The organism is Actinoplanes sp. NPDC051861, assembly GCF_040681145.1.
In the GTDB taxonomy this organism is placed as follows: Bacteria; Actinomycetota; Actinomycetes; order Mycobacteriales; family Micromonosporaceae; genus Actinoplanes.
Map to the genome: position 1 here is coordinate 105,952 of NZ_JBFAYE010000019.1, position 20,308 is coordinate 126,259.

Annotated in this window: 20 protein-coding genes; 10 read left to right on the forward strand and 10 right to left on the reverse strand. The window is 69.8% G+C overall.

Going from position 1 to position 20,308, the window contains the following annotated elements:
• Positions 1–6: 6 nt before the first annotated feature.
• From AB0M02_RS35385 to AB0M02_RS35400, 4 genes are read right to left on the reverse strand one after another with little or no spacing between them, the layout of a single operon-like run.
• Positions 7–1,029: an LLM class flavin-dependent oxidoreductase gene (locus AB0M02_RS35385; protein ID WP_364235094.1), complete on the reverse strand. Its 1,023-nt coding sequence runs from the start codon at positions 1,027–1,029 to the stop codon at positions 7–9.
• Positions 1,030–1,038: 9 nt separating this feature from the next.
• Positions 1,039–1,518 carry an SsrA-binding protein SmpB gene (smpB, locus tag AB0M02_RS35390; protein WP_364235096.1) on the reverse strand — a complete coding sequence of 160 codons (480 nt, stop codon included), beginning with the start codon at positions 1,516–1,518 and terminating at the stop codon, positions 1,039–1,041.
• A gap of 4 nt (positions 1,519–1,522) precedes the next feature.
• The gene (locus AB0M02_RS35395) at positions 1,523–1,816 is read right to left on the reverse strand and encodes a hypothetical protein (protein WP_364235098.1); all 294 of its coding nucleotides are present in this window, start codon (positions 1,814–1,816) and stop codon (positions 1,523–1,525) included.
• Between the two features lie 17 nt (positions 1,817–1,833).
• Positions 1,834–2,265 carry a DUF1801 domain-containing protein gene (locus tag AB0M02_RS35400; RefSeq protein ID WP_364235101.1) on the reverse strand — a complete coding sequence of 144 codons (432 nt, stop codon included), beginning with the start codon at positions 2,263–2,265 and terminating at the stop codon, positions 1,834–1,836.
• 116 nt (positions 2,266–2,381) lie between these two features.
• On the opposite strand from AB0M02_RS35400, the gene AB0M02_RS35405 reads away from it, so the two are divergent.
• From AB0M02_RS35405 to AB0M02_RS35415, 3 genes are read left to right on the forward strand one after another with little or no spacing between them, the layout of a single operon-like run.
• Positions 2,382–3,380 (forward strand): NAD(P)-dependent alcohol dehydrogenase, encoded by a 999-nt coding sequence (locus AB0M02_RS35405; RefSeq protein WP_364235104.1) that lies wholly within the window; start codon positions 2,382–2,384, stop codon positions 3,378–3,380.
• Between the two features lie 15 nt (positions 3,381–3,395).
• Positions 3,396–4,415, forward strand: coding sequence for an amidohydrolase family protein (locus tag AB0M02_RS35410; RefSeq protein ID WP_364235106.1), 1,020 nt, complete (start codon positions 3,396–3,398; stop codon positions 4,413–4,415).
• Positions 4,412–5,050: an iron-sulfur cluster assembly protein gene (locus AB0M02_RS35415; RefSeq protein ID WP_364235107.1), complete on the forward strand. Its 639-nt coding sequence runs from the start codon at positions 4,412–4,414 to the stop codon at positions 5,048–5,050. The genes AB0M02_RS35410 and AB0M02_RS35415 overlap by 4 nt, the downstream gene beginning before the upstream one ends.
• Here the strand turns inward: AB0M02_RS35415 and AB0M02_RS35420 are convergent.
• Positions 5,040–5,840: an IclR family transcriptional regulator C-terminal domain-containing protein gene (locus AB0M02_RS35420; RefSeq protein ID WP_364235110.1), complete on the reverse strand. Its 801-nt coding sequence runs from the start codon at positions 5,838–5,840 to the stop codon at positions 5,040–5,042. The two genes, AB0M02_RS35415 and AB0M02_RS35420, sit on opposite strands and share 11 nt — an antisense overlap.
• 68 nt (positions 5,841–5,908) lie before the next feature.
• Here AB0M02_RS35420 and AB0M02_RS35425 point away from each other — a divergent pair, with 68 nt between their 5' ends.
• Positions 5,909–6,232: a putative quinol monooxygenase gene (locus AB0M02_RS35425; RefSeq protein ID WP_364235112.1), complete on the forward strand. Its 324-nt coding sequence runs from the start codon at positions 5,909–5,911 to the stop codon at positions 6,230–6,232.
• Positions 6,233–6,282: 50 nt separating this feature from the next.
• Here the strand turns inward: AB0M02_RS35425 and AB0M02_RS35430 are convergent, their stop codons facing one another.
• Positions 6,283–7,362 (reverse strand): cellulose binding domain-containing protein, encoded by a 1,080-nt coding sequence (locus AB0M02_RS35430; RefSeq protein WP_364235113.1) that lies wholly within the window; start codon positions 7,360–7,362, stop codon positions 6,283–6,285.
• 91 nt (positions 7,363–7,453) lie between these two features.
• Here AB0M02_RS35430 and AB0M02_RS35435 point away from each other — a divergent pair, with 91 nt between their 5' ends.
• A complete protein-coding gene (locus AB0M02_RS35435) occupies positions 7,454–9,235 on the forward strand; it encodes a rhamnogalacturonan lyase (RefSeq protein ID WP_364235114.1) in 1,782 nt (593 codons plus the stop codon).
• Between the two features lie 107 nt (positions 9,236–9,342).
• On the opposite strand, the gene AB0M02_RS35440 is transcribed toward AB0M02_RS35435, so the two are convergent.
• The 3 genes from AB0M02_RS35440 to AB0M02_RS35450 are packed head-to-tail and all read right to left on the reverse strand — an operon-like array spanning position 9,343 to position 13,338.
• Positions 9,343–10,731, reverse strand: coding sequence for a heterodisulfide reductase-related iron-sulfur binding cluster (locus AB0M02_RS35440; protein WP_364235117.1), 1,389 nt, complete (start codon positions 10,729–10,731; stop codon positions 9,343–9,345).
• 1 nt (position 10,732) lies between these two features.
• The gene (locus AB0M02_RS35445) at positions 10,733–11,887 is read right to left on the reverse strand and encodes an FAD-binding oxidoreductase (protein WP_364235119.1); all 1,155 of its coding nucleotides are present in this window, start codon (positions 11,885–11,887) and stop codon (positions 10,733–10,735) included.
• The gene (locus AB0M02_RS35450; protein ID WP_364235121.1) at positions 11,887–13,338 is read right to left on the reverse strand and encodes an FAD-linked oxidase C-terminal domain-containing protein; all 1,452 of its coding nucleotides are present in this window, start codon (positions 13,336–13,338) and stop codon (positions 11,887–11,889) included. Before AB0M02_RS35450 ends, AB0M02_RS35445 begins: the two co-directional genes overlap by 1 nt.
• A 130-nt stretch (positions 13,339–13,468) precedes the next feature.
• On the opposite strand from AB0M02_RS35450, the gene AB0M02_RS35455 reads away from it, so the two are divergent.
• Together AB0M02_RS35455 and AB0M02_RS35460 are read left to right on the forward strand one after the other, a co-directional pair.
• Entirely contained in the window at positions 13,469–14,161 is a 693-nt protein-coding gene (locus tag AB0M02_RS35455) for a hypothetical protein (RefSeq protein ID WP_364235123.1), read from the forward strand.
• Between the two features lie 285 nt (positions 14,162–14,446).
• Positions 14,447–14,884, forward strand: a complete 438-nt coding sequence (locus AB0M02_RS35460; protein ID WP_364235126.1) for a helix-turn-helix domain-containing protein — start codon at positions 14,447–14,449, stop codon at positions 14,882–14,884.
• On the opposite strand, the gene AB0M02_RS35465 is transcribed toward AB0M02_RS35460, so the two are convergent.
• A complete protein-coding gene (locus tag AB0M02_RS35465) occupies positions 14,838–15,728 on the reverse strand; it encodes a DUF6545 domain-containing protein (protein WP_364235128.1) in 891 nt (296 codons plus the stop codon). The genes AB0M02_RS35460 and AB0M02_RS35465 overlap by 47 nt on opposite strands.
• A 193-nt stretch (positions 15,729–15,921) precedes the next feature.
• On the opposite strand from AB0M02_RS35465, the gene ppdK reads away from it, so the two are divergent.
• From ppdK to AB0M02_RS35480, 3 genes are all read left to right on the forward strand, one after another.
• The gene (gene ppdK / locus AB0M02_RS35470) at positions 15,922–18,600 is read left to right on the forward strand and encodes a pyruvate, phosphate dikinase (protein WP_364235129.1); all 2,679 of its coding nucleotides are present in this window, start codon (positions 15,922–15,924) and stop codon (positions 18,598–18,600) included.
• 119 nt (positions 18,601–18,719) lie between these two features.
• The gene (locus AB0M02_RS35475) at positions 18,720–19,127 is read left to right on the forward strand and encodes a VOC family protein (protein WP_364235131.1); all 408 of its coding nucleotides are present in this window, start codon (positions 18,720–18,722) and stop codon (positions 19,125–19,127) included.
• A gap of 447 nt (positions 19,128–19,574) precedes the next feature.
• Positions 19,575–20,207 (forward strand): YceI family protein, encoded by a 633-nt coding sequence (locus AB0M02_RS35480; protein WP_364235311.1) that lies wholly within the window; start codon positions 19,575–19,577, stop codon positions 20,205–20,207.
• The last annotated feature ends 101 nt before the right edge of the window (positions 20,208–20,308 follow it).

A 20,308-nucleotide genomic window follows, 5' to 3' on the forward strand; every position in this document is an offset into this window, starting at 1 on the left:
AGAACCCTAGGACAAAAGCTCCCGCACTCGTGGGATGACCTGGCTGCCGTACAGCTCGACGCAGGTCATCAGGCGGTCGTGGGGGAGGGTGCCGTGCGAGTACTTCAGGTCGAACCGCTGGACGCCGAGTGTGCGTACGGTATCGGCGATCTTCTGAGCGACGGTCTCCGGCGAACCCACGTGCCAGGCTCCGCCCTCGACGTCGGCCTGGAAGCGGTCCCGGGTCATCGGCGGCCAGCCGCGCTCCCTGCCGATCCGGTCCAGCATCCGCCGCGCGTGCGGCCAGAGCACCTCGACCGCCTCGTCGTCGGTGGCGGCCACGAAACCGGGGCAGTGCACCGCGATCGGCTGTTCCTCCTGCTCCAGCTCCTTGAGCGCCCGGTGGTACAGCTCGGTGTACGGCGCGAACCGGGCCGGGGCGCCGCCGATGATCGCCAGGACGAGCGGCAGGCCGTACTGCGCGGCGCGGACCACCGACTCGGGGCTGCCGCCGACGCCGATCCAGGTGCGGATCCGGCCGGACTCCGTTTTCGGGTAGACCTGCTGGTCGCGCAGCGGCGGCCGGATCGAGCCCTCCCAGGTCACCGGGCCCTCGTCGAGCAGGTGCGTCATCAGGTCCAGCTTCTCGCTGAACAGCCGCTCGTAGTCGGCCAGGTCGTAGCCGAACAGCGGGAACGACTCGGTGAACGAGCCTCGGCCGAGGATGATCTCGGCGCGGCCGCCCGAGACCGCGTCCAGGGTGGCGAAGCGCTCGAAGACCCGTACCGGATCGTCGGAACTGAGAACCGTGACCGCCGTGCCCAGGGTGATCCGCTCGGTCCTCGCGGCGATCGCCGCGAGGACGATCTCCGGTGCCGAGATCGCGTAGTCGTCGCGGTGATGCTCACCCACGCCGAACGCGTCCACCCCCAGCCGGTCCGCGAGGGTGGCCTGCTCGACCACGTCTCGGATCACCCGCGCGTAGGGGAGACGCGTGCCGTCCGCGCCGGTGGTCACATCGCCGAAGGTGTCGAGCCCGAAGTCAACCACCGGACGATCTTAACGGCGGCCCTTCAGGCGCCGGCCCATCTCCCTGGCGATCTCCTTCTTGGCGTCCCGTTCCGCCATGACCTGCCTCTTGTCGTACGCCTTGAGGCCCCGCGCCACCCCGAGCTCGACCTTGGCCCAGCCGTCCTTGAAGTAGAGCGACAACGGCACGAGCGTCAGGCCCTGACCGTTGCCCAGCTGGTTGAGGATCTTGATGATCTCGGCCTTGTGCAGCAGCAGCTTGCGGGTGCGCCGGGGCGCGTGGTTCGTCCAGCTGCCGAAGCCGTACTCGGCGATGTGCAGCCCGTACAGCATGATCTCGCCCTCGTGCTCCTGGGCGAACGTGTCGACCAGCGACACGCGGCCCAGGCGCAGCGACTTGACCTCGGTGCCGGCCAGCACGAGCCCCGCCTCGTACGTCCGCAGGATCGCGTAGTCGTGACGCGCCTTCTTGTTCGAGGCGATCAGCTTGGTTCCGGTCTCACGGGGCATCGCTTCAGGCCACGCCGGGGGTGGACGGCGGCTCGGCCGGGATGGGGCGGCGCATCGAATACGTCACGCTGCTCAGCCGGTGCGGTTCGTCCTTCACATGGATGACCGCCCGGTCGTACGCCTGCCAGCCGGCCTGACCCGCCCGGTTCAGGTGCCGGACGTCGTCGAAACGCTCGTCGGTGCCCCAGCGCAGCACGCCACTGGGGTGGTGGAAGGTCGCGGTCCAGTCCATGTAGCGGTCGCCGCCGAGCGTGCCCGCCGCGCGGTATTCCAGCCGCGCGTATTCCCAATTGTCCACCGGATGATTATGCCGTCTCAGCCGGGTTCCGACGTGACCGTGCGCCCGTCCAGGTGCTCGAAACTGGCTTTGATCAGGTCACGCAGCACGGCCTGGTCGACGTCGGCGAGTCGCTTGAGATAAAGGCACGACTTCCCGGTCCGGTGCGGCCCGAGACGGCTCATCAGATCTTCGCGCTCGTCGAAGCCGTCCGAGATGTAGAGCGTCAGTGCCTGCTTGCGCGGGGACAGCCCGACCGCCGGCCAGTCGCCCTCCCGCCCGGTGGCGTACCGGTAGTGGTACGTCCCGAACCCGATGATCGCTGAGCCCCACATCGTGGGCTTCGCACCGGTCACCTCGGCGAGGAGCGCACAGGCGGCCTCGGCGTCCGCGCGCCGCTTCTCGTCCGTCACGGCGGCCAGGAAAGCCGCGACATCGTCGTCGTTGCGCTGCGTCTTGAGCTCAGCCATCCCGTCACCATAGGCGCGCGTCACCGCGTTGTCACAGTCTGAACGCGAGCTTTCCGCCGCCCGTGCCGGTTGCGCAGAGTCCCGGCAGGGACACGGTACGAAAGGGGATGAGGCCGATGAAGGCTGTCCGAGTCCACGCCTACGGCAAGCGGCCCACGGTCGACGACGTGCCCGAGCCGGCGGTGACCGGTCCGATGGACGTGCTCGTGCAGGTGGGGGCGGCCGGCCTCTGCCGCACGGATCTGCACATCGTGGAGGGTCAGTGGGCGGAGAAGTCCGGTGTGGCTCTGCCGTACGTCATCGGTCACGAGAACGCGGGCTGGGTGCGTGAGGTGGGCACCGCGGTGACCGGTGTCGCCGTGGGCGACGCGGTGATCCTCCACCCGCTCGCGACCTGCGGCCTCTGCCTGCCGTGCCGCCGCGGCGACGACGTGCACTGCGAGAACTCCCGGTTCCCCGGCATCGACAGCGACGGCGGCATGGCGGAACTGCTGCTCACCAACGCCCGCGCGGTGGTGAGGCTGGCGGACGGGCTGGAACCGGCCGCGGTGGCCGCGCTCGCCGACGCCGGGCTCACCGCCTACCACGCGGTACGCAAGGCGGTGCCGCTGCTTCATCCCGGCACGACCTGCGTCGTGGTGGGTGCCGGCGGGCTCGGCCACATCGGGATCCAGTGCCTGCTCGCCATGACCGCGGCGAGAGTGGTCGTGGTGGACCCGAGTTCGCGGGCCCGGGAACTCGCCCGTGAGCTGGGCGCGCACGAGGTGTTCGACCGCGCCGACGACCTGGCCGACAGCGCGCACGTGGTGCTCGACTTCGTGGGGGAGCAGGGTGCGGAGGCGGCGGGGCTGGCGATGACCCGGCGTGCGGGCAGCTACTACGTGATCGGGTACGGCGGGTCGGTTCACATTCCGACGATCGACCTGATCTCCACGGAGCGGAACATCGTCGGGAATCTCGTCGGGTCGTACACCGATCTGGACGAATTGATGACGCTCACCGCTCAGGGCCGGGTGACGCTCCACACGAGGACGTATCCCCTGGCCGCTGTCAACGAGGCGATCGACGACCTCTCGACTGGTCGCCTCGCCGGCCGTGCGATTCTGGTTCCCTGAGAGGATTTATCGGACATGTACCAAAACAACTTCATTGTTGATGCCCACACCCACTTCTGGGACGGGAGCCCGGCCAATCAGATCAACCGGTACGGCGAGGGCTTCATCAAGTGCTTCCACGACTATCACTCGAACCTCTCCCCGGACGAGTACAGGTGGAGCCTCGAGGAGTTCGAGCGCTACTCCGAGGAGCGGATGATTCGTGACCTGTTCGAGAACGGGTACGACGACGTCGCGATCCTGCAGTCCACGTACCTGACCGACTGGTACGTCAACGGCTTCAACACCACGGCGCAGAACGGTGCCCTCGCCGAGCGGCATCCGGGGCGGTTCATCGTCAACGGCCGGTGGGACCCGCGTGACGGCGAGGCGGGCCTGGAGACGCTGGAGCAGTTGCACGAGCGGTGGCAGCTTCGTGGCGTGAAGCTGTACACCGCCGAGTGGAAGGGCGACTCCAAGGGCTGGAAGCTCTCCGACCCATGGGCATACAGATATCTAGAGAAATGTCAGGAATTAGGGATACGTAATATCCACGTGCACAAGGGCCCGACCGTCTACCCGATGAACCGGGACGCCTTCGACGTGGCCGACGTGGACGACGCCGCCACCGCCTTCCCGCAGCTGAACTTCATCGTCGAGCACGTCGGCCTGCCCCGCCTCGAGGACTTCTGCTGGATCGCCACCCAGGAGCCCAACGTGTACGGCGGGCTCGCCGTGGCCATGCCGTTCATCCACAGCCGGCCGCGCTACTTCGCGCAGATCATCGGCGAGCTGCTCTACTGGCTCGACGAGAACCGGATCCTGTTCGGCAGCGACTACGCGATCTGGCAGCCGAAGTGGCTGATCGAGAAGTTCGTGGACTTCCAGATCCCGGAGGACATGCAGAGCGAGTACGGCGTCCTGACTCCCACGATCAAGAAGAAGATCCTGGGACTGAACGCCGCTCGCCTCTACGACATCAAGGTGCCCGGCGAGTTCGACGTCCCGGAGGAACCCGCCGACACCGGGCCGGCGGTCGGATCGGCCTCGCTGTGAGGGACCTCGCCTGGTCGGCGCTCAGCACGGTGCGCGACCCCGAGCTGGACCAGCCGATCACCGATCTGGGCTTCGTCGCCGCACTGACCTGCGACGACGAGGGGATACGCGCAGAACTACGGTTGCCGACGTATTTCTGCGCGCCCAACTTCGCCTGGCTGATGGTGGCTGACGCGCGGGACGCGCTCCTGACGGTCGCCGCCCACGTCGACGTCGTCCTCCTTGATCACTTCGCCGCTGAGGAGATCAACGCGGCGGCGGGAGGTTTCGCAGACCGCTTCGACACCGACGGTTCGGACCCCTCGCTCTCGGATTTGCGGGCCGTTTTCGATCGCAAGGCGCACACGGCGGCGCAGGAGCGGCTGGCGCGGGCGCTGGGTCCCGAGCTCCGGGCGGACATGAGCCTGGCGGAGGCGCTGCTGCTCGCACCGGACGCGGCGTCGGCGGTGGTCCGGCGCCGGGAGCGGCTCGGGCTGGTCAGTGAGCTGGCGATCTGCGACGACGAGGGCGGGCCGATCGCCGCGGACCGGCTGGGTGCGTGGTTGCGCTTCGCTCGCACTGTACGGGTGAGCGTCGACGGCAACACCGCGCTCTGCCGTGGGCTGCTCTCGACACGCTACGGGCTCACCGGGTAGCTCGTCCGGTTCTGATCGCTGCTTCCAGGGCCACCGCTCGCGAGGCCCGGACCGCGCCCAGCCTTACCACCCGTTCCACGGCCCACCGGTCGGCGCGCATCCGGCCGGTGGGCAGCGAGACGGCGACCGCACCGACGAACCGTCCCGCGGCATCGTTGACCGGCGCGGCCATGCAGCTCAGGTCGGGCTGGAACTCGTTGACCTCGACGGCGAGGCCGGTGCCGCGTACCTGACTGAGCTGCCGGTGCAGCAGCCGCCGGTCGGTGACGGTGGCCGCGGTGACCGCCGGGGTGCCGGTGCGGTCCAGCACGGCCTCACGATCCGCCGGTTCCAGGGTGGCGAGCATCAGCTTGCCGAACGCGGTGGCGTGCGGCGCCTCATGGAACCCGACGCCGAGGATCCGTATCCGCGGATGAGCGGGGCACTCGTCGACGTGCGCCACGATCATCTCGGCGTTGCGCAGCGCGGCGTAGTAGGCGGCGGCGTGCGCCTGCCGGTGCACCACCGCCGCGACCCGGCACACCTCGGCGGGTGCGGCGATCTGCCGGTGCAGGGCGCGGGCCAGGTCGTCGACGCGGTGGCCGAGGGCGTATGCCCGCTCCTCGGCCAGATGAACCAGATAACCGCCGGTGACCAGCGTGGTGAGCAGGTGATACGTGGTAGGCAGGGTGAGACCGAGCGCCCGCGACACGTCCTTGGCGGCCACCGGACCGCCCGCCGAGGCGACGTGATCGAGCACGCGCATCGCTCGTTCGACGGATTGCAGCAGTCCGGCGCCTTTGCCGCTCATGCCCCTCAGCCTGCGTCGCCGACGATGATGAAGGAAGCGGTCCGACCTATGATGCGAAAGGTGTTCAAATGATCTTCATTACCGCCAAGTTCCTGATCAAGCCGGAGCACGCCGACGACTGGCCGGCCATCGCCGGGCCCTTCACCGCTGCCACCCGCGCGGAGCCCGGCTGTCTCTGGTTCGACTGGTCCCGCAGCCTGGACAACGACCAGGAGTACGTACTGGTCGAGGCGTTCCGCGACGGCGACGCGGGTGCCGCGCACGTCGGCTCCGCCCACTTCAAACAGGCCCAGCAGGACCTGCCGCAGTACTTGACGGCCACACCGCGCATCGTCAGCCAGTCCCTCGACCAGGACGATTGGAGCGAGCTGGGCGAGATGAAGGTGGCGTGACCGTGGGTGTCGCGGGCGGGTCGCGGGACCCGGCCCGCCCGCGACTGGCTTCACGAGATGGCTGCCGCCACCGCCGGGTACCACTTGTTGGCGATCTTCACGTTGCCCGAGTCGTTCGGGTGCACCCCGTCATACGTGTCCGTCGCCGTGTTGAACCCGGTCCACTGGTCCACCACCGTCACCGGTGACGCCGCCGTGCTCGTCGACGCCGCCCATCCCGGGATGGCCGCGTTCAGATTCACCACCCGCTGCCCGCAGTCCGCGCAGTTGGACGCGTTCATCGGGATGATCTGCGCGACGATGATCTTCATGGACGGGTTGGAGGCGCGCATCTGCTGGACCAGCTTCGTGTAGGCCGTGAGGATCGTGGCCGGCGCGATGTTGTTCCACACGTCGTTGGTGCCGAAGTGCATCAGCACGACGTCCGGGTCGGTCGTGGACAGCCAGCCGACGAGCTGGTTCTGGTTGGCCACGTTGGTCACCAGGAACCCGCCGTGTCCCTCGTTCTCCCCGTCGTACGCGAATCCGCACCCCTGCCCCGGCAACGTGCCCACGAAGTCCACCGCGGCGGCCGGCAGCTTCTGCCACAGCAGCGCCCGCCAGCAGCCCGGCGACCCGGTGATCGAGTCACCGAGCGCCATGATCTTGGTCGGCCCGCCGGTGGGGGGAGTGGAGGTGGAGGTGGACGGGGAGGGTGACGGCGACGAGGGCGACGACGGCACGACCCCGCCGGTGCACGAGACCCCGTTCAGGGAGAACGCCGGCGGCACCGGGTTCGACCCCGTCCACGACCCGTTGAACCCGAACGAGGCCTTCCCTCCGGAGGCGACAGAACCGTTCCAGCCGGCATTACGTACGGTAACCGTCGAACCCGACTGCGAGACCGACCCGTTCCACAGCTGACTGATGGTCTGCCCAGCCGTGAACGTGAACACGACCGACCACGACGTGACCGGATCGCCCAGATTGGTCACTTCGACGTTCGCGCCGAAGCCTCCCGGCCACTGGGACGACACGGTGTACTTCACCGCACATCCGGCGGCCGCGTCCGCCCTGGTGGCGGTGGCGACGGCGGCGCCGGAGAGGAGTGCTGCGACGGCGCCGAGAGCGGCGAGTCTTCGTCGATGCATGGGATGCCTCCTGAGGCGTTCTTGACGAGCGTGCGGGAACGGCGCACGCTGGGAGCGCTCCCATTAACGCACATCGATGTGAGGTAGGAGAATGGCCCCCACCAGATCCGTTGCCGCCGTCCTGTTGACAGCCGGCCTGGTCCTCTCAAGTGCGGCAATCCCCGCCGAAGCCGCACCCCCGGTCCCCCCGCTCACCGACGGTAAGCAGCGCGAAGCCCTCGACCGCGGCCTGATCAGCGTCCACTCCGCCACCGGAAACCTGGTCAGCTGGCGTCTGCTCGCCAATGACGCGGCCGGCACGACGTTCAACCTCTACCGGGGGTCCACCCGGATCGCCACCACGTCGGTCACCAACTATCTGGACCCGGGCGCGGCGGCGAGTCAGTCCTACACGGTCCGGCCGGTCGTGAACGGCGCCGAGCAGGCAGCCTCGGCGGCCTCCCTGAGCGCGGGCAACGGCTACCTCGACGTGCCGATCCAGAACCCCAACAGCTCCCTGTACGCCGCCAACGACGCCTCCACCGGCGACCTCGACGGCGACGGCAGGCTGGACCTGGTCCTCAAGTGGGAACCGCTGAACGCCAAGGACAACTCGCAGTCCGGCGTCACCGACCCGGTCTACATCGACGGCTACCGGCTGGACGGCACCCGGCTGTGGCGGATCAACCTGGGCCGCAACATCCGGGCCGGCGCCCACTACACCCAGTTCCAGGTGTACGACTACGACGGCGACGGCAAGGCGGAGGTCGCCATGAAGACCGCGGACGGCACCGTCTCCGGCACCGGTCAGGTGATCGGGAACGCGAGCGCCGACTACCGCAACTCCAGCGGATACGTCCTGTCCGGCCCGGAGTTCCTCACGGTGTTCAACGGCCAGACCGGGGCGATCCGCTCCACCGTCGACTACGTGCCCCCGCGCGGCACCGTCAGCAGCTGGGGCGACTCGTACGGCAACCGCGTCGACCGCTTCCTGGCCGGCACCGCCTACGTGGACGGCCAGCGCCCGAGCCTCATCATGGCCCGCGGCTACTACACGCGCTCGGTGGTGACCGCCTGGGACTTCCGCAACGGCACGCTGACCCGCCGCTGGACGTTCGACAGCAACAGCTCCACCAACTCGGGCACCGCGGGCCAGGGCAACCACCAGCTGTCCGTGGCCGACGTGGACGCCGACGGGCGTGACGAGATCATCTACGGCTCGCTGGCGATCGACGACAACGGCGCCCGGCTGTGGAACACCGGCCTGGGCCACGGCGACGCGCTGCACGTCGGCGACCTCGACCCGAACCGGTCCGGCCTCGAGGTGTTCAAGGTCGATGAGGACTCCAGCAAGCCGTCGTCGTGGTTCGCCGACGCGCGTACCGGTCAGGTCCTCTGGTCCACCCCGGCGTCCGGCGACAACGGCCGTGGCGTCTCCGCCGACATCTGGGCCGGCAGCGCGGGCGCCGAGTCCTGGTCGTCGGCGCCCAGCGGGGTGCGCTCACCGTCCGGCGCGGTCGTCTCCAGCCGCAAGCCGAGTTCCACCAACTTCGTGATCTGGTGGGACGGCGACGCCCAGCGGGAGCTGCTCGACCAGACGCGGATCGACAAGTACGGCACGTCCGCCGACACCCGCCTACTGACCGCCTCCGACGTGCATTCGAACAACGGCACGAAGGCCACGCCGTCGCTGTCCGCCGACATCCTGGGCGACTGGCGCGAGGAGGTGATCTGGCCGACCACCGACAACACGCGGCTGCGGATCTACAGCACCCCGGTGGCGACCAGCCTGCGTGTCGTCACGCTGATGCACGACATTCAATATCGGACGGCGATCGCCTGGCAGAACACGGCCTACAACCAGCCCCCGCACCCGAGCTTCTCGATGAGCTAGATGAGCACCCACGGCGCAGGGACGGGAAGCAGCGCCGGGGCAAGGTGCGGACGCCGGGGCATTGGGAACGGGCCCGGCTCCGCACGCTTCCGGGGGTGAATGGTGGGTCACCGCCCCCGGAGCAGGCCCGCACCGCCCAGGTCACGGATGGAGGCGTCCAGGACCTGGGCGGTGTGGGCCAGTGCGATCGAGCCGCCCCGGCGGCGCACCGCGTCGGCCACCTGCATCAGGCAGCCGGGATTCGCGGTGACGAGAAGCTCGGCCCCGGTGTCCAGCACGGCGGCGGCCTTGCGGTCGCCGAGTTCGGCGGCGGGTCCGGGATTGAGCACGTTCCACACACCCGCCGAGCCGCAGCAGATCTCCGCGTCAGCGATCGGCCGCACCGTCAGGCCGGGTATCTGAGCCAGCAGGGCGCGGGGCTGGGCTCGTACGCCCTGTGCGTGCCCGAGGTGGCAGGCGTCGTGGTAGGCCACCGTGATCGGCAGCGGGTGACGGTGGGCAACCGGCCCGAGTTCGACGAGGAGTTCGGACAGGTCACGGACCTTCGCGGTGAAGGCGGCGGCGCGGGAGGCATAGGCCGGGTCGTCGGCGAGCAGCTGGTCGTACTCCTTCAGAGACGACCCGCACCCGGCCGCGTTGACCACGAAGTAGTCCATCCCGGTCGACTCGAACGTGTCGATCAGGCGGCGGGCGAACCGCTGTGCCTCGGTGCGGCGCCCGTTGTGGACGCTCAGCGCGCCGCAGCAGCCCTGACCGGGAGGGATCAGCACCTCGCATCCCTCGGCGGCGAGGACGCGCACGGTCGCCGAGTTGACCTCCGGGAAGAACGCCGACTGGACACATCCGGTCAGCATCCCGACGACTGCCCGGCGCGTGCCACGTGCGCGGACGCGAGCCGGCGGCCGGGGCACGCTCCGCAGCCGCGGCGCGAGGCCGTCCAGGGTGGCGAGGGTGGGTGCCAGTCGTCGCAGGAGGCCGGTGCGGGCCACGAGCCTCTGCAAACCCGATTTCTGGTACGCCCGGAGCGGCCCTTTCAGCACGCGGAGCCTTCGGGGGTACGGGAAGACCGCGAAGATCGCCGCCCGCAGTGCCCGGTCCCGCGCACCTCGCTCGTGGCGCCGTTCGACCTGGGCACGGGTGTCCTCGATCAGCCGGTCGTACTTCACCCCCGACGGGCAGGCGGTCACGCACGCCATGCAGCCGAGACAGTTGTCGAAGTGCCGGACCATCGAGTCGCTGAGCGGCTCGCCGTCGAGTCCCTGGCCGATCAGGTGGATCCGCCCGCGCGGCGAGTCCATCTCCTCACCCCACAGCGTGTACGTGGGGCACGTGGTCAGGCAGAACCCGCAGTGCACGCAGTCCGACACCAGATCGGCGGACGGCGGGTGGTCCGCGTCGAAGGCCGGCCCGCCGTGTGGCCCGTTCGTGGCCTCGGCGGCCCGCAGCGCGTCCGGCGGCGGCTCGCCGGTCCCGTGCGTCGCGTGCACGTCGGTCATCTCAGATCCCTCCCACGAACCGCCCCGGCGCGAACCGGTGTCCCGGGTCGAACTGGTTCTTGACCCGTCGCATCAGCGCCAGCCCCGGCACCGGTCCCCACAGGTCGAGGGTGTCGCGGACCTCGTCCGGCGCGGACAGCACGACGGCGTGGCCGCCGGCCCGGACCGTCGCGGCGCGCAGCAGTTCGAGGCGGCTCCGCGGGTCGCCGCCGTCGGCCGGGAAACCCGCGTAGAGCACGCCCGTCCCGGCCGAGCCGGTGACCGTGGCGCCCGCCCCGACCGCGGTGGCGACCAGCGCGGGCACCTGGGAGAGGACGCCGGTCAGCTTGACCAGGACGTCGCCCGGTGGCGGAGTGTCCCACCAGGACGGCGGCTCGGTGCTGACCTCACCACCGCCGAGCAGCTTGGCCATCGCCTCGGCCCGGTCGCGCAGGCCGGCCGCGGTGCCCTCGAGCAGCACCGCGATCTCCGGGTCGGCGCCGGGCGCGGCATGCACCTCGAGAGCGCTGGCGGCGGCCTGGGCGGCCAGGACCCGGGTGGCGCAGCCCGGCGGTGCGGTCACGCGTACGAAAGAAGCCGCCTGGGTGACCGGATGCAACCGGAACACGCACTCGGTGATCAGCCCCAGGGTTCCGAAGGAACCGGTGTAGAGCTTGCCCAGGTCGTAGCCGGCGACGTTCTTCACCACCCGGCCGCCCGCCTTGGCGATCTTCCCGTCCGGGCGGACCACCGTGATGCCGATCAGCAGGTCCCGCGACGTGCCGTAGCGCAACCGGCGCGGACCGCTGGAGTTCGCCGCGACCGTGCCGCCGGCGGTCGCACCGGGCGGCGCGTCCAGGGCGAGTTGCTGGCCGGGCAGCGCGTGCAGCATCGCCATCGGCGTGCCCGCGCCGACCACCGTGATCAGGTCGCCGGCAGCGTGCTCCCGCACCCCGGCCAGCCGGCGCGTGTCGATGATCAGGTCGAGCTCGCGCGGCGGATTGCCCCAGTGCAGCTTCGTGCCGCCACCGCGGACCACGACGTGCAGGTCTTGCGCGGCGGCGATCAGCGCGGCCGCCTCCTCGGTGGACCCCGGCGCCGCCACGAGGCGGGCCGGCACGCCGCCCACCGCGTCGTCGTCGCCGGCCTTGACCGCCAGATCGTCGAGCACTGTCATCAGAAGACCTCCGCGCCCTGGTACTCGAAGGCGCCGCTGCGCCGTCCCGGCCGTTCTCCGCACAACCGTGGTGTCGGGAAGACCTTCCCCGGATTGGACAGGCCGTCCGGGTCGAACGCGCACCGGACCAGCTGCATCGTGTCCAGGTCGGTGTCGGTGAACATGCGCGGCATGTAGCGCGCCTTGTCCACGCCCACGCCGTGCTCCCCGGTGATCGACCCGCCGTGCTCGATGCAGAGGTCGAGGATCGCGCCGGAGACGGTCTCGGCGCGTTCGGTCTCGCCCGGCACGCTGCCGTCGAAGAGCACGAGCGGGTGCAGGTTGCCGTCGCCGGCGTGGAAGACGTTCGCCACCCGCACGCCGTGCTCGGCGGCCACCTCGTTCATCCGGCGCAGCACCTCCGGCAGCGAGGTCCGCGGGATCACCCCGTCCTGCACGATGTAGTCCGGGCTGATCCGGCCCACCGCGGCGAACGCCGACTTGCGGCCGCGCCAGATCAGCTGCCGCTCCTCGTCGTCGGCGGCCACCCGGATCTCGAACGCGCCCGCGCTGTCGCAGAGCGAGCTCACCTCGTCGAACTGGGCGTCCACCTCGGCGGCCGGCCCGTCCAGCTCGACGATCAGCACGGCGCCCGCGCCCCGCGGATAGCCGCACCGCACCGCGGCCTCGGCGGCCTCGATGGAGAGCGCGTCCATCATCTCGATCGCGGCCGGCACCACACCGGCCGCGATGATCGCCGAGGTGGCGGCGCCGGCCTGGTCGGTGGAGGCGAACGCGGCGAGCAGCGTACGGACGGTCTCCGGCAGCCGGGTGAGCTTCACGGTGACCTCGGTGGCGACGCCGAGCGTGCCCTCGGACCCGACGAACGCGCCGAGCAGGTCGTAGCCGGGTGTGTCCGGTGCGGCGCCGCCCAACTGGACGAGGTCGCCGTCCGGTGTGACCACCTGCAGGCCGGTCACGTGGTTGGTGGTGAAGCCGTACTTGAGGCAGTGGGCGCCGCCCGAGTTCTCCGCCACGTTGCCGCCGATCGAGCAGATCTGCTGGCTGGACGGATCGGGGGCGTAGTAGTAGCCGTGCGGGGTGGCGGCCTTGGTGACCTGCAGGTTGATCACGCCGGGCTCGACGACGGCGCGCTCGTCCGCGGGCCGCATGTCGACGATCCGGCGCAGCTGAGAGGTCACGATCAGGACGCCGTCGGCGTGCGGGAGAGCACCGCCGGAGAGACCGGTGCCGGAGCCGCGCGCCACGAACGGCACGCCCGCCCCGGCGCACGCGCGGACCACGGCGGCGACCTGTTCAGCGGTGCGGGGGAGCGCGACCAGGGCTGGGATGACCTTGTAATGGGTGAGGCCGTCGCACTCGTACGTCCGGAGCTGCTGCCGGTCGGTGAGCACCTGGTCAGCGCCGAGTTCGGTGCGCAGCCGTGCGGCCAGCTCATCGATCCCGCTCATCGGGGGCCTCCTCGGCGTCGTCGCCTACCGCAACGCTAACGGTGATCGACGCCGCGCGCGACGGGTGTCCTTGTGGTCACCGTGTGTCGATGTTTTTTCTTCTCTCGTCGCTGTCTGTCAAGATGGCCGGATGTTCTCGACCGCCCGCAGCCGCGTCGCTCTCGTCGCGGCCGCCGCCTGCCTCGCGACCCTGGTCGCCGGATGCGACTCGGACGAGTCCGAGCCGGACGCCGGGCTGATCACCCTCACCACCATGCGCGGTGCCTTCCTGCAGGCCGGCGAGGTCGGCCCGACGTGGAAGGCGCCTGAGGAGAGCGCCGACCCGCAGCAGATGGTGAGCTTCTGCGGCGGGACCTCCACCGCGCCGCAGGTGCCGCCGGGCGCCGACGTGGTCTCGTCGCCGCTCGCGGACGAGGGCTCCAAGGGCGCGCAGACCCTGCACCAGACCGCCCTGGTCTACGGCGACGCGGCCAGCGCGGCCAGCGGGCAGGCGCTGCTGAAGGCGGTGGCCGACCAGTGCCCGCCGTCGGCGGACGTGCCCGCGACCACCACGGCGGACCGCAACGAGCCGGCCTACTCCGAGACCGTCGAGGTACGCCCGATCGACGAGGGTGGCTGGTCCGGCTTCGTGATCGTCCGCCACAAGCTGTACGAGGCGGCGCACCCGGGCACCGCCGACACCGCGGTCGCCGTGCTGAACAGCCGGAACGTGGTGCTTGTCGACTCGTACGCCGTCTATCGCCTGGACAACGCGAGCCCGTCACCCAGCTTCGACCAGGACTGGCAGCGCCTGGTCGGCACGGTTGTCCAACGAGTCGCGTGACACCCGGGATTGCGAGCGCGACGCGGTTGGTCTAATGTTCGCTCTGCGCCGTTGCGAGTTCTTCCCCCGTGGAATTCGCAGCGGCGCCCTTATTTTCCCGGGTCCTCCGAGCGACCGGGAGCGGCATCCCCCGACTGTCCGATGCGGACTCCACCGTCCCGGTGATGTTTCTTGAGCGCGGTTCGAAGCTCGCCTAGGCTTTTGTCCGGCTCGTCAATCTCAGTTTACGGACCGCCTACATCGGGGGATGTGCATCGGCATCGCCGCTGCTCATGGCGTCCTCTGATGAGCACGGGGCCCGGCGGGAGGTGGTGCGGGATGGTGGGTGCGGCGGGGGTCTTCTCGATTGCCGAGAAGCTGGACCGGCTGTTCCGCGCCACCGGGCGACCGGAGCCCAGCTACATGGCGGTCGCCGAGGCGATCCGCGCCGGGCAGGGTGTGCCGATCTCGCACACCTACATCTGGCAGCTGCGCACCGGCCGCCGCGACAACCCGACTGTTCAGCATCTGACGGCGCTCGCGACGTATTTCGGCGTCCCGGTGGCGTATTTTCTCGACGACGAGACGACCGCGCGGGTCGACCGGCAGCTGGATCTGCTGCGGGCGCTGAGCGAGGCCGGGGTGACCGAGATGGCGCTGCGGGCGGCGGATGTGTCGCCGAGCGGCCGCGCCGCGATCAGCGAGCTGATCCAGCGGGTGTGGGAGTCGGAGCACCCTCGTTGAGCGCGCGATAGGCGACGCTGACCCGGGACAGCCAGGCGATCTCGTCGGCCATGTCCGGGCCGACGGGCGCCCAGCGACCCGGCGGGTCGGCCGGCGGCTCCCCGGCGGCGAGGCGACTCAACGCGGCCGCGATGGCCCGGGCCTCAGCGGCGGCCCCCTCCGGAGCCGTCCCGGCGGGCAGGTGATCGCGCAGGGCCAGCATGCCGTCGCGGATCTCGATGACCCGGCGGTACAGCCGGAGCCGTACCCCGGCCACGCCGCGCAACTCGACGGCCGAGCGGGCCGGGCGCCACAGCACGACCTCGGGGAACGCGGACCGCATCGCGCTCCACAGCGGGCGCAGCACGATCAGCATCCGGTAGGCGGCGAGAACGGTCCTGACCCGGCGCCTGGTTCGCGGCCATGCCCGGTCGCGGGCCGGTGAACCCGCCGTCCGGATCATCGAAGCGAGCATCTCGGCCTCGCGCTCCTGCGCCGTCGTGTGCCCGGCGCGGCCCAGCATCCGCGCGACCAGGGCGGGATCCAGATCGGGGAAGAGCCGCGCGACGAGGTCACCGTGCGCGGGCCCGGCGGCGTGACCGCAGAGGATGTGCGCGATCTCGTGCAGCACGATGTGCTCGGCGTGCAGCGGCGAGGTGCCGGGATCGTAGAAGACGTAGTCCGCGGTGGGCATTCCCAGCCACAGGCCGCACGGGGCGCCGGCCTTCAGACCCGCGAGCGGGCGGCGGTGCAGCGGTCTGCCGCGCGAGGCGGCGACCTCGTCGCACAGAAGATCAAGATCGAAGGGGTACGGGAGACGCAGCCCGCTGAGTCGCCGGGCACTTCGCCGGCGGAGTCCCTCCATTGCCGAAACGCTACCTCGCGACCAGCGGTGCTCGTAACTGCGCGCAGAGAGCGTGATCCGAACAGAGTCTTCCGTGCGGGTGTGGAAAAGCCCACCGGACTGTTAACTATTCACCGCAGTCGTGCTTAGCCTTACGAATCTCGGGGCACGAACATGATTCGGCCGCGGATTCGTAACCGGAGGTGTGTGCGGCATGAAGTTCGTCTACGACTTCCATGAGGGAAACAAGGACCTCAAAGACCTGCTGGGTGGCAAGGGCGCCAATCTCGCGGAGATGACGAACCTGGGCCTGCCCGTTCCTCCCGGATTCACGATCACCACCGAGGCGTGCAAGGAATACCTTCGCGACGGTACGCAGGTCGACGGCCTGTCCGGCGAGATCGACGAGCACCTGGCGACGCTGGAACGCGACATGGGCCGGCGGCTCGGCGACCCGTCCGACCCGCTGCTCGTCTCGGTGCGCTCGGGCGCCAAGTTCTCGATGCCCGGCATGATGGAGACGGTCCTCAACGTCGGGCTCAACGACGAGTCGGTGGACGGGCTGTCGCGTCAGGCCGGCGGCAACGACCGGTTCGCCTGGGACTCGTACCGTCGTCTCATCCAGATGTTCGGCAAGACCGTCTGCGACGTGCCCGGCGAGGAGTTCGAGGAGGCGCTGCACAAGGCGAAGACGGCCAAGGGCGTCAAGGACGACGTCCAGCTCGACGCCGACGATCTTCGTGGGCTGGTCACCGCGTACAAAAAAGTGTTCTTGAAACACACCGGTCACGACTTCCCGCAGGACCCGCGCGAGCAGCTCGACCTCGCCATCGGCGCCGTCTTCCGGTCCTGGAACGCCGACCGCGCCGTCCTCTACCGCCGGCAGGAGCGCATCCCCACCGACCTGGGCACCGCCGTCAACGTGGTCGCCATGGTCTTCGGCAACCTCGGCTCCGACTCCGGCACGGGCGTCGCGTTCACCCGCGACCCGGCCACCGGCGAGCAGGGCGTGTACGGCGACTACCTGTCCAACGCGCAGGGCGAGGACGTGGTGGCCGGCATCCGCAACACGCTGTCGCTGTCCGACCTGGAACGGCTCGACAAGAAGTCGTACGACGAGCTCATGCAGATCATGGCCACCCTCGAGGGCCACTACCGGGACCTGTGCGACATCGAGTTCACCATCGAGCGCGGCAAGCTGTGGATGCTGCAGACCCGGGTCGGGAAGCGCACCGCCGCCGCCGCGTTCACGATCGCGGCCCAGCTCGTCGACGAGGGCGTGATCGACCTCGACGAGGCGCTCACCCGGGTCACCGGCGCGCAGCTGGCCCAGCTGATGTTCCCCCGGTTCGACCTGTCCGGCGACCCGTCCTCGATCACCCGTGGGGTCGGCGCCTCGCCCGGTGCCGCGTACGGTGAAGTGGTCTTCACCTCCAAGCGCGCGGTCGAGGTCGCGGCCACCGGCAAACCGGTCATCCTGGTCCGCCGGGAGACCAACCCCGACGACCTGCCCGGCATGATCGCGGCGCAGGGCATCCTGACCAGCCGAGGCGGCAAGACCTCGCACGCGGCCGTGGTGGCCCGGGGCATGGGCAAGACCTGCGTCTGCGGCGCCGACGAACTCTCCGTCGGCCCCTCCTCCTTCTCGTTGGGCGGTACGGTCGTCGACGAGGGCGACGTGATCTCGGTCGACGGCACCACCGGCCGGGTCTACCTCGGCGAGGTGCCGGTGCGGCCGAGCGAGGTGGTGCAGTACTTCGAGGGCGATCTCGACCCCGCCCAGGCCAACGACCCGCTGGTCGCGGCGGTGCACCGGATCCTCACGCACGCCGACTCGCTCCGTGTCCTTCGCGTGCGCACCAACGCGGACACCGGCGCCGACGCGGCCCGCGCCCGCCGGTTCGGCGCGCAGGGCATCGGGCTGTGCCGCACCGAGCACATGTTCCTCGGCGACCGCCGCGAACTGGTCGAACGCCTGATCCTGGCCCGCACCGACGCCGAGCGCGACGACGCCCTCGCGGCGTTGCAGCCGTTGCAGCGCGCCGACTTCCTGGACATCTTCCGCGAGATGAACGGGCTCCCGGTCACCATCCGGCTGATCGACCCGCCGCTGCACGAGTTCCTGCCGTCGCTGGAGGAACTCGCCGTGCGGGTGGCGGTCCAGCACGAGCACGGCCAGCACGTGGAGCACGACGAGCAACTGCTCGCGGCGGTCCGGCGGATGCACGAGCAGAACCCGATGCTGGGCCTTCGCGGCGTACGTCTCGGCCTGGTCATCCCCGGCCTCTTCGCCATGCAGGTCCGTGCCATCGCCGAGGCCGCGGTCGCGCTTGCCGCCGAGGGCGGCAAGCCGCGCCCGGAGATCATGGTCCCGCTGGTCGGTGCGGTTCAGGAGCTGGAGACGGTACGCACGGAGGCCGAAAAGATCATCGCGGAGGTGGTCGGCTCGTCGGGCGTCCAGGTCCTGATCGGCACCATGATCGAGGTCCCGCGCGCGGCCCTGACGGCCGGCCAGATCGCCGAGGCCGCGGAGTTCTTCTCCTTCGGCACCAACGACCTCACCCAGATGGCCTGGGGCTTCTCCCGCGACGACGTCGAGGGCGCGTTCTTCTGGCGCTACCTCGAACTGGGCATCTTCGGCATCTCCCCGTTCGAGTCGATCGACGCGGACGGCGTCGGCCGCCTCGTGAAGATCGCCGCCGAGGAGGGCCGGGCCGCACGTCCCGGCCTGAAGCTGGGCGTCTGCGGCGAACACGGCGGCGACCCCGACTCGGTGCACTTCTTCCACCAGGTCGGCCTGGACTACGTGTCGTGCTCGCCCTTCCGCGTACCCATCGCCCGCCTCGAAGCCGGCCGCGCCGCCGTCGAGTCCGAGGGCTCCGACCACCGCTAGGCCCCGTCCCGAAACCCGACCGGGTACAGCCTTCCGATTCGCGCCGAACTTGTCGGTGGGCGGGTTTACGGTGCGGGGTGAAAGCGAATCCCGACGGGTCTATCGGCAAGGGAGCTGTCATGACGTCCCGGCTCAACCCCTACCTGACGTTCAACGGCAACGCGCGCGAGGCCATGGAGTTCTACAGGAGCGTGCTCGGCGGCGAGCTGCGGCTCAACACGTTCGGCGAGTTCGGCACGCCCGACCCGGAGATCAAGGACAAGGTGATGCACGCGATGCTCACCCTGCCCGACGGCAACACGCTGATGGCCTCCGACACCGCCCCCGGCATGGACTTCAACCCCGGCAACACGATCACCGTCAGCCTCTCCGGCACCCCGGACGGCAACCTCCACGACGTCTGGTCCAAGCTGACCGAGGGCGCCACCGTCACCATGCCCCTGGAGAAGCAGATGTGGGGCGACGAGTTCGGCCAGCTGACCGACCGCTACGGCGTCCCCTGGATGGTCAACATCGGCCAGCAGTAACCCTGTCACCAACGCCGCGAGGCCGCGCCACCGTGTCGGTGGTGCGGCCTCGCGCGCCTTTCGGCGTTGTCGCCTGACTCCATGGCGTGAGTGTTGTCGTGACAGCGAGTTACCGGGTCGTCGCGTGTCCGGCTTTTGACAACACTTGCTCAACAACCGCGGCCGAGCCTCCCTGAGAGCTGCATCCTCGCAGTTCAGAGCGCCTCCGGTCGATGTGGGCGAGCCGTACCGAATAGTACGAAATCAACGATCTTGTGGGGTCGAACGACTGTGGCGGCGGCCACGTATTGCAACACTCGGGGACCCTGTGTGACCAACGTGGAGCCTAGAATCGCCGCGTATCCAGCACCTGAGCGAGCCGGGGGGCCCGCGCTTCAGGGTGCCGGATGTTGCCGAGGGGGAGGCTACGTGAAGGTCGACCGGCCGATTCGCGAGTGGAACGGTCTGATGATTCCGGATCCAGGCGTCTACACACTGGACGAAGCACACAAGCGCATCGGGTTCCTGGCACAGCACATGATGGTCAGCCCGATCCGGGGCGAGTTCGCCAAGGCGTCCGCGACGATCGTCGTGGGAGGCGACCCGCTCCGGTCGTCGATCAGCGCGACGATCCAGGCCGCCACCATCAACACGCACAACCCGGAGCGGGACACCCATCTGTCCAGCGCGGACTTCCTGGACGTGGAGCGGTTCCCCACCTTGGAGTACCGCAGCACCGCCATCCAATGGGAGGCGGACAGCGACCCGATCTTCCACTGGGCCCGCCTGCGCAACAACCCACTGGGCCGCCGCGGCACCGTCGCCGACCTGCCACCAGCCGCCACCAGGGCATCCGGCCGTTTCGTGGTGAGCGGCATGCTGACCATCAAGAACGTGACCCGCCCCATCAACATGAACCTCGAATTCGGCGGCGCCCGCCGCGACCCCTACGGCCGGGACATCTTCGGCTTCAGCGCCACCGCCGAATTCGACCGCGAGGACTTCGGCCTGCTCTGGAACGTCCTCCTCGAAAGCGGCGGCGTCCTGGTAGGCAAAAAGGTCCAAATCGAACTAGCCGGCGAAGCAATCCGCGAACCCTGACTCACCCCGGGCGGCGCTGCCACCAGCCAACGCCGCCCGGCGTGCCGGGCGCGACGAGGCGTAGCGCCGGCAACCACCCCGATTCACCGGCGACCACGTGA

Coding starts and splice junctions, on each gene's coding strand:
- AB0M02_RS35400 (WP_364235101.1), bottom strand. CDS start 2,265: ATGGCTGAGCTCAAGACGCAGCGCAACGACGACGATGTCGCGGCTTTC.
- AB0M02_RS35440 (WP_364235117.1), bottom strand. CDS start 10,731: ATGACCGACGTGCACGCGACGCACGGGACCGGCGAGCCGCCGCCGGAC.
- AB0M02_RS35410 (WP_364235106.1), top strand. CDS start 3,396: ATGTACCAAAACAACTTCATTGTTGATGCCCACACCCACTTCTGGGAC.
- smpB (WP_364235096.1), bottom strand. CDS start 1,518: ATGCCCCGTGAGACCGGAACCAAGCTGATCGCCTCGAACAAGAAGGCG.
- AB0M02_RS35475 (WP_364235131.1), top strand. CDS start 18,720: ATGACGTCCCGGCTCAACCCCTACCTGACGTTCAACGGCAACGCGCGC.
- AB0M02_RS35430 (WP_364235113.1), bottom strand. CDS start 7,362: ATGCATCGACGAAGACTCGCCGCTCTCGGCGCCGTCGCAGCACTCCTC.
- AB0M02_RS35425 (WP_364235112.1), top strand. CDS start 5,909: ATGATCTTCATTACCGCCAAGTTCCTGATCAAGCCGGAGCACGCCGAC.
- AB0M02_RS35405 (WP_364235104.1), top strand. CDS start 2,382: ATGAAGGCTGTCCGAGTCCACGCCTACGGCAAGCGGCCCACGGTCGAC.
- AB0M02_RS35480 (WP_364235311.1), top strand. CDS start 19,575: ATGATTCCGGATCCAGGCGTCTACACACTGGACGAAGCACACAAGCGC.
- AB0M02_RS35455 (WP_364235123.1), top strand. CDS start 13,469: ATGTTCTCGACCGCCCGCAGCCGCGTCGCTCTCGTCGCGGCCGCCGCC.
- AB0M02_RS35465 (WP_364235128.1), bottom strand. CDS start 15,728: ATGGAGGGACTCCGCCGGCGAAGTGCCCGGCGACTCAGCGGGCTGCGT.
- AB0M02_RS35420 (WP_364235110.1), bottom strand. CDS start 5,840: ATGAGCGGCAAAGGCGCCGGACTGCTGCAATCCGTCGAACGAGCGATG.
- AB0M02_RS35435 (WP_364235114.1), top strand. CDS start 7,454: ATGGCCCCCACCAGATCCGTTGCCGCCGTCCTGTTGACAGCCGGCCTG.
- ppdK (WP_364235129.1), top strand. CDS start 15,922: ATGAAGTTCGTCTACGACTTCCATGAGGGAAACAAGGACCTCAAAGAC.
- AB0M02_RS35450 (WP_364235121.1), bottom strand. CDS start 13,338: ATGAGCGGGATCGATGAGCTGGCCGCACGGCTGCGCACCGAACTCGGC.
- AB0M02_RS35445 (WP_364235119.1), bottom strand. CDS start 11,887: ATGACAGTGCTCGACGATCTGGCGGTCAAGGCCGGCGACGACGACGCG.
- AB0M02_RS35460 (WP_364235126.1), top strand. CDS start 14,447: ATGAGCACGGGGCCCGGCGGGAGGTGGTGCGGGATGGTGGGTGCGGCG.